This is a genomic window from candidate division WWE3 bacterium (genome assembly GCA_026396615.1).
Taxonomy (GTDB): Bacteria; Patescibacteriota; WWE3; order JAPLWK01; family JAPLWK01; genus JAPLWK01.
The window spans coordinates 1-2,353 of record JAPLWK010000005.1; the positions used below are offsets into that span (position 1 = coordinate 1).

The following is a 2,353-nucleotide window of genomic DNA, read 5'->3' on the forward strand; positions in this document are numbered from 1 at the left end:
TCCACGAATCCCATTCCGAAGGTGGAGATGCAATATTTAGTATCAGTTGAGTAATCCTTTTAAATTAGAGGAATGCCGTAGATGATAAATATGATCATGGCCAGCCAGAGGGCGGCGGTGGCAAAGAGAGTTTTATCGGTTATCAGCGTATTTTCGGGGTACTCGCCTTCTTTTCTTTCGTAAATTAAGTACATATAACGAGCTAGGGCGTAAAAGACGATTGGAATCGTCAACATTAACCAGTTCGGTCTTGATAGTGTCGTTGGGAGGACGGTCGATAGGGTCTTGCTAAACTGCCGAATTCCAGCGGAGTAAGTATAAAAAGAATAGGTAATGAAGGCCGCTCCGAAAGTAAGAGTTAGATATTTATCGATTAAAAAGGCGGGGTAGTCTTTAAGGACTTTGCGAGTGGCGCTCATTTGTTGAGTCGTTTCGGCCTCAATTAAATTCACTTCAGCTCGGCGCTTGGCGAAAGAAATAAATAAAGCGGTGAAAATCGTTGTTAAAATTAGTAAAGCAGAAATGGAGGTATCAGCGATAAAACTGCCGGCAAAAACCCTTAATACGTAGCCGCCTGATAATGTGAGCACATCAATCACCGGTAATTTTTTTAGCCACAGATCATAAGCTGTCATCATTAACGTATACACTACCGCCATCATAAAAAAGCCCTTATCTAAAAATAGGGCGGCCGTAAGAGCAGTTAAGGTTAGAATAATGAACATTATTTGGGCGTTTTGCAGGCTGATTTTTCCGGCGGCAATTGGCCGATTCTTTTTAATTGGGTGTAGGCGATCGTTAGGGGCGTCAATTAAATCATTAAGAACGTAGATGCCGGAAGAAAGGACGCAAAAAACAATGGCCCCTAAAGCCACCCGGCCAAAATAATGGAGATCGAACAGCCGACCGCCAAAAACAATAGCTAAAAATAAACTGCCGTTTTTAAGCCATTGGCGAACTCGGAGAATCTTGTAGTAGGGACTGTTATGAAGAGTCTTAATTCGTGTCAGAATTTTTCGTAAGAGGTTAACCACGTGCCTATTATATCAATATGTCATTCCGAACGCTACGATTTTGGGTCAAGTAATAACTTAATTTTCAATTTGAAATTCTAAATATACGCTCGCTCGGCTCGCTACCAATTATCGTGACGATAATTGTTGAAAATGCTTAAAAATTGAATTCAACAATTTGCCACAAATTGGTAGTGAACAAAGTGAACGTTTATTTTAAATTGTAAATTTCAAATTATAACAATTACTGGATTTCGGCTCCGGGGCCGGAATGACGTTTTGTTTTCCCAGCTGTATAATATCTTTCACTACACACTATGCTGTTAACATTTCACACTTTAGCCGGCGCGGCGATTGCCTCCCAGGTCCAAAGTCCTCTGGTGGCTTGGCCTCTGGCTTTTACTTCCCACTTTGTATTGGATTTAATGCCACACTGGGATTTTTTTACGAATGGGGTTCGTTTAGATAAATTAGTGAAGACAGCGATTGCCGGCGATGTCATCTTATCGTTTTTGATCGGAATCATCTTTGCTGTCAAAACTCCCGGAAATGCCTTCAACATCCTGGGAGCCTGTTTTCTAGCTTGTCTCCCAGACATTTTGGAAGCGCCGCACTTTTTTATGAAACATGAACCATGGTGGACGAAACTGGATCTTAAAATTCAACACCGGTTTCACCACAAACTCAAATTGCCGTGGGGTCTTTTTCTCCCCGTCGTAATAACTGGGGTATCTTTATTTTTCCTTTTAAATTAGTTAAAACCACCAAAGAAGCCACCAAAATTCCTAAAGTCATCACCGCCAAAGTTTTTACTTGCCCGGAGGTAAATACCGCCACTACCCCCAAAATTCCAGTGGCTAGCCAATATAAAATAGCAATTTGGGGTTGGCTGTAACCGGCATCCAATAATTTGTGATGCAGGTGCCCGCGATCCCCCCAAAACGGTGACTTCTTTAATGAAACTCGACGAATAATAGTCGCCACGGCGTCTAAAAATGGCACCATAACAACCAAAGTCGCAGTTGCTACTTTCGACCCTGTCATCACAGATAAACTAGCTAGCACCAGCCCAACGGCCGTCGCCCCAAAGCCCCAGAGCATTTTACAAGGGTTCCAAGTCGCTGGTGTCAAACCTAAAGCAGCGCCAGCAGCGATGGCGGCAATCCGAGTGGTTTGAATTTGATTATGATCTCCTGGAATCAGTCGCAAAGCTAATATCGCAATAAATAAAGCGGTCAAGCCAGCCACTCCTGAGAACTGCCCGTCTATGCCGTTACTCCACGACAGCAAATTACTAACCCACAGAATCCAGAGAATTGTGAATAAATCGGTAATGATAA

At 42.7% G+C, this 2,353-nt stretch carries 3 protein-coding genes; 1 reads left to right on the plus strand and 2 read right to left on the minus strand.

Annotated features, from left to right (window positions below; genetic code table 11):
* Nucleotides 1–59: 59 nt before the first annotated feature.
* Nucleotides 60–1,034 (minus strand): UbiA prenyltransferase family protein, encoded by a 975-nt coding sequence (locus tag NT141_01170; GenBank protein ID MCX6783670.1) that lies wholly within the window; start codon nt 1,032–1,034, stop codon nt 60–62.
* A gap of 296 nt (nt 1,035–1,330) precedes the next feature.
* Here NT141_01170 and NT141_01175 point away from each other — a divergent pair, with 296 nt between their 5' ends.
* A complete protein-coding gene (locus tag NT141_01175; GenBank protein ID MCX6783671.1) occupies nt 1,331–1,768 on the plus strand; it encodes a hypothetical protein in 438 nt (145 codons plus the stop codon).
* Here the strand turns inward: NT141_01175 and NT141_01180 are convergent.
* On the minus strand, nt 1,698–2,353 hold a 656-nt coding region (locus NT141_01180; GenBank protein ID MCX6783672.1), incomplete at its 5' end, for a hypothetical protein. The genes NT141_01175 and NT141_01180 overlap by 71 nt on opposite strands.

Coding starts and splice junctions, on each gene's coding strand:
- NT141_01175 (MCX6783671.1), top strand. CDS start 1,331: ATGCTGTTAACATTTCACACTTTAGCCGGCGCGGCGATTGCCTCCCAG.